Raw genomic sequence first — 4,644 nt, 5'->3', positions numbered from 1 at the left:
TGGAAGCCCTTGATCCTAGCGTGTGGGTGAGGGCTCAACACCTGCTTCACGAACAGCGCGTTGCCGTACACGTACTTCACGAAGTAGTCCTCTGTGAACAGGGCTCTTCCCAGGGCTTTCTCGAGCGCGTCGACCCTCGTGAACTCCCTGCCCACGACGAAGTAGGACTCTGCCGACAGGTACTTCTCGAGTATAGAATACGGGTCCTCGAGGGACAAACTGGTAGCCCTCGGATATTAAGTCTAGGCCCCGTAGAATAATAACCTTGCTTTTTCACTCAACTAGAGCTACTTCGGCGTCCTCAGCTTGTAGAAGACCGACTGGACTACTGGGCCCTTGGCCCCCTCCAAGTAGCGCCCCACTACAACCCCGTTGGACACGAGTAAGTACTCCCTCCCGTTGGGGTAGACCACCACTATCATCCACTCGCCCGACCTCACCTTGCTGGCCAGGTAGTTGGCTTTGGGCAGCCCGTCCGAGGCGTGAACCAGCTCTACCTCCCTCAGGTACTGGGCCCTAACTAGTGCGAGTGACAAGTCTACCTTGATGTCCACTGGTAGCGACTCCCAGAAAGGCTTCTCCTCTACTTCCGCTCGTGGGGCTCCAGGGTGTCTGAACCTCTCGGCTATATCGACCTTTAGGCACCTCCTCTCGGCGAGGGATGCGTAGTTGGAGAACAGGGCTGAGTAGACCTTGGCCAGCTCCCTCTTGGCGAAGAAGCCCCCGGCGACCTCGTACTCCAGCTTGAAGAAGGCTCCCCCGAGGTAGTAGAGCCTCAGCCACTCCAGGTAGGCGCTCGCCCTCGGCTCGGGGCCCTTTCTCAGCTCTATCTTCCAGCCGCGGGGCTCCTGCCAGAGCTTGTACTCGCACACGTGGTCAACCGGCTTGGAGAACTTTACGCTTACGCTGTCACCAGATATCTCGCAGGATGACACCACGGGCAGTACCCCGAGGAACAAGCAGGGCTCTATTAGCAAGTTGTCCACGAAGCTGGGCGGGCACCTGCCTACCTCTATCTGAGCGGACATCATCCGGACAACACTAGCATATTTTTCGACTGGGCAAACCATGTAATAATACGGGCGTAAGGCCTTTAAATAGCCAGCTCAATCAAGCCTCGAGGTGTGGGGCAACGCGTCTCAACACTTCCTCCACCAGCGTGTTCGAGAGCGCCGGGTCGCTCAGCCCCTCCTTTACTAGCCCTCTCACGAACAGCATACTGGCCTCACGCGGGTCGAGCCCGCGAGAGGCCAGGTAGAAGAGCTGCTCGGTGCCCAGCTTTACGTTCCTAGCGTAGTGCCTGGCCTCCGCGACGTTGTTCGTCCTGACCTCTAGCCTCGGCTGCATGAAGGCTAAGCCCCCTAGTTGGAGGGCTTCGATGCCGTAGACGAGCGAGCCCTCCTTAGACCCCTCTTCGGCTACAAGAGTGCCCCTGGCCGCAGCCGTGGACTCGCCTAGGCTTACGAGCAACTGCCTCACGTGGAGAGCCGGGCCAACGCCCCTCGCGCGCCCGAGCACGTCGACGTCTACGACGCTCCTCCCTAGCGCTAGGACGACCGCCTTCTCGTTGAGCGAAGCCGAGTCTACCGAGACGAGCTCCTCTACTTTGAGGACGCGGGAAGACTCGACCAGCAATGCCCTCTCGCTCGCGCAACAGCCTAGCCCCGAGGCCAACCGGAGGTAGCTCGCCAGCCCCTCGCCAGCCTTAACTCTCAGCAGGAGTCTAGACCCGGGCTCGGCGTCCACGGTCAGAGACAAGCTGAGAGACCCCTTCGAGTTGAGGTTCAACTCCAGCACGTACAGCCCGCTACTACTAACCACCAGGTTGAGGCCTACCGCAGAGAAGAGGCTGCCGGAGTCTACCTCTACTACAGCCTTGCCCGGCGCGCCGCCGACCTCTATATCGTAGCGGGCCGACTCGTACTTCTTGTGGAGTAGGCAGTAGACGCTACTACAATCGCCCGCGTACTCGTCTCGTGTTGGAGACTGCGCGACCCTGGCGCCCTCGACGCGGACAACGGGCTCGCCGATACTGCCCGCTCTAGAGGCCTCCTCGACCAGCCTCGCGTACTCGTAGGGGTTGATGTAGTGCTTTATTGTCGGGGAGTCTCCTACGACCTGGAGCAGGCTCTTCAACCGACACCACCGTACTCCTCGAACTCCAGCTCTACCACCCTCTTCAACATGCTGGCGAATTCGAAGGGCAGCTTCCTCAGCACGTCTCTAACAAAGCCGTTTACTACCAGAGAGATGGCCTCGTTCCTCTTCAACCCCCTCGACATCAAGTAGAACAGCTGGTCCTCGCTCAGCCTGAGAGTTGAGGCCTCGTGGCCTACGTCGGCGTCTCTCTCGAGCAGGTGGACGATCGGGTAGGTGTAGGACCCGCTCTTCTCGTCGAGTATCAGGCTCTCGCACTCGACGTGGCTGAACGAGCCGACAGCCCCCTTGTTGACCTGCGTGAGCCCCCTGTAGACGCTGAGGCCGCCGTTTGCTACGATACTCTTCGACAACACCCTGCTAGAGGTCCTCGGAGCGGCGTGTATGACCTTAGAGCCCGTGTCCTTTATGTAGCCACCGTTGCTGATGCTGAGGAGGGTCGAGACGGTCTTGGCCCCCTCGCCCCTGAGGATGGTGGAGGGGTAGGTCACCGTGATCTTGCTGCCTATGCTCCCCTCCACCCACTCCACGAAGGCGCCCTCCTCCGCGATGGCCCTCTTGTTGTTGAAGTTTATGATGTTCCTGCTCCAGTTCTGGACCGTGACGAAGGAGACCCTGGATGAGGGGTGGGCGTATATCTCGACCATGCCGTCGTGGAAGCTCTCCCTCCTAAGCCTGGGCGCGCTGCATCCCTCAATGAAGACCAGCTCGCTGCCCTCGTCCGCTACTATGAGCGAGTGCTCGAACTGCCCCTCCATCTCCTTACCCAGGAAGAAGAAGGCCTCGACCGGGTAGGGGACTCTCACCCCCCTCGGCACGTAGACGAAGACGCCGCCGCTCCACAGCGCGTAGTGTAGTGCGGCGAACTTGTGGTCCGTGTAGGGGAAGACCCTCGAGAAGTACTTCTTCACCAGGTCGGGGTACTTCTGGACGGCTTCCTCCATCGGCACCATTACGACGCCCAGCTTCTTTAGGAAGTCCTTCACGCCCACGAAGACGCTTTCGCTGTCGAGCACGGTCGTGAGCCCGGCTAAGTACCTGGCGTACGCCTCGGGGAGGCCCAGCCTCTCGTAGATCCTCCGCACCTCCTCCGGTAGGTCGCTCCAGTCGCTCGCCACCTCGACGTCTGGCTTCGTGTAGAGCGTCGTTATCTCGTCGAGGTCTATCCTCTGGATGTACGGCAGCCACTGTGGTGCGGGGGCCTCCTCGAAGTACTCTAGAGCCCTGAGCCTGAGCCTCCTCATCCACTCCGGCTCTTTCTTGGACCTGCTGATCTCCTCTACCAGGCTCCTGCTGACCCTGCCTGTTATCTCAACTCTGCTCCTGTACTCCACGCCCGTGAGCTCTTCTAGCTCGAAGCCCCGGATGTCAAAGCCCATTACGGGACACCACGGAGGAGTAGCCCTCCCTGGCTATCTTGTCCACTAGCTCGACTCCCCCAGAGGCAACGACGGCACCGTTGTGCATCACCAGGACCCTGGAGGGCCTGACGAGCTGTAGTAGCGAAGGGTAGTGGGTTATCAGGAGGACGCAAGCCCCCTCCCCCGCGACGCTGTTTACGTAGTCGGCGAGGAGCCTCACCCCCTCCAAGTCGAGCCCGCTGTCCGGCTCGTCCATCAACAGGCACTTGGGTTTCAACAGGAGGGCCTGGAGGAACTCCGACCTCTTCTTCTCCCCGCCCGAGAACCCCTCGTTCAGCCCCCTGTCGAGTAGCTCCCTCTTGAGGCCCACCTTGGCAGCGGTCTCCTCCAGTAGCGAGTCGACCCCCTCTATCTGGCGCCACGAGGTGTTGATCGCTTTGAACAAGTCCCTTAGAGAGACCCCTTTCACCTCGACGGGGTTCTGGAAGAAGAGGAACAGCCCCCTCCTCGCCCTCTCGTAGGGCTGGAGGCTGGTGATGTCCTCCCCGTTAAGGACGACCCTCCCCTTCACGACCCTGTAGCCCGGGTGTCCCATAACCGCGTAGGCGAGACTGGTCTTGCCGCTGCCGTTAGGCCCCATTAAGGCGACTATCTCCCCGTCCCCGACCTCGACCGTGACGTCTCTGACGACCAGCTTACCGCCCACTTCGACGCTCACGTTGTCTACCAGCAGCAAAGTAAACACCCTAATGCACTGTCAGGTTTGGTTAACCTAATAAACTTAGTGGGACGGGTGGAGAGAGGGTTATCGGTTTGAAAATAAACAAATCCCACTCAGGGACCGGCTACTTCGTACGCTATGACGGTCAGAGGCTCGCCGCTACAGTCCTGCTCGCAGTAGACCCCCTGCACAGCCCCGTTCTCGACCACCACGTACCTCTTACCAGAGGCGTAGGTCTCCACGACGAGCCACGTCCCTTTAGCGAGCTCGCCCGAGACCGCCTGCTCCACTCTGGTGCTCGCGGGTAGAATCTTGAACGACCGCGACCCCCTCATGAGCCTCGCCCTAACCCTAGAGTCGGACAGGTCGTACTTGAACGCGGCAGCGGGCTGGGGAGGCGGCTGC

5 protein-coding genes and 1 pseudogene are annotated in these 4,644 nt (G+C 60.3%); all 6 read right to left on the bottom strand.

What is annotated here, in order from left to right; all coding sequences use genetic code 11:
- Nucleotides 1–218, bottom strand: a pseudogene (locus tag ACP5VX_RS06280) (hypothetical protein); the annotation flags it as partial.
- 69 nt (nt 219–287) lie between these two features.
- Entirely contained in the window at nt 288–1,070 is a 783-nt protein-coding gene (locus ACP5VX_RS06275; RefSeq protein ID WP_428725031.1) for a hypothetical protein, read from the bottom strand.
- Between the two features lie 40 nt (nt 1,071–1,110).
- On the bottom strand, nt 1,111–2,136 hold the full coding sequence (locus ACP5VX_RS06270) for a SufD family Fe-S cluster assembly protein (RefSeq protein ID WP_428725030.1): 1,026 nt from the start codon (nt 2,134–2,136) through the stop codon (nt 1,111–1,113).
- Entirely contained in the window at nt 2,133–3,536 is a 1,404-nt protein-coding gene (gene sufB / locus ACP5VX_RS06265; protein ID WP_428725029.1) for a Fe-S cluster assembly protein SufB, read from the bottom strand. The genes ACP5VX_RS06270 and sufB overlap by 4 nt, the downstream gene beginning before the upstream one ends.
- On the bottom strand, nt 3,526–4,263 hold the full coding sequence (sufC, locus tag ACP5VX_RS06260) for a Fe-S cluster assembly ATPase SufC (RefSeq protein ID WP_428725028.1): 738 nt from the start codon (nt 4,261–4,263) through the stop codon (nt 3,526–3,528). Before sufC ends, sufB begins: the two co-directional genes overlap by 11 nt.
- An 89-nt stretch (nt 4,264–4,352) precedes the next feature.
- Nucleotides 4,353–4,644, bottom strand: a 292-nt coding sequence (locus ACP5VX_RS06255) for a hypothetical protein (RefSeq protein WP_428725027.1), incomplete at its 5' end; no start/stop codon positions are given.

Source organism: Thermogladius sp., assembly GCF_049970955.1.
Lineage (GTDB): Archaea > Thermoproteota > Thermoprotei_A > Sulfolobales > Desulfurococcaceae > Thermogladius.
This window is presented reverse-complemented; position numbering and strand designations above follow the sequence as displayed.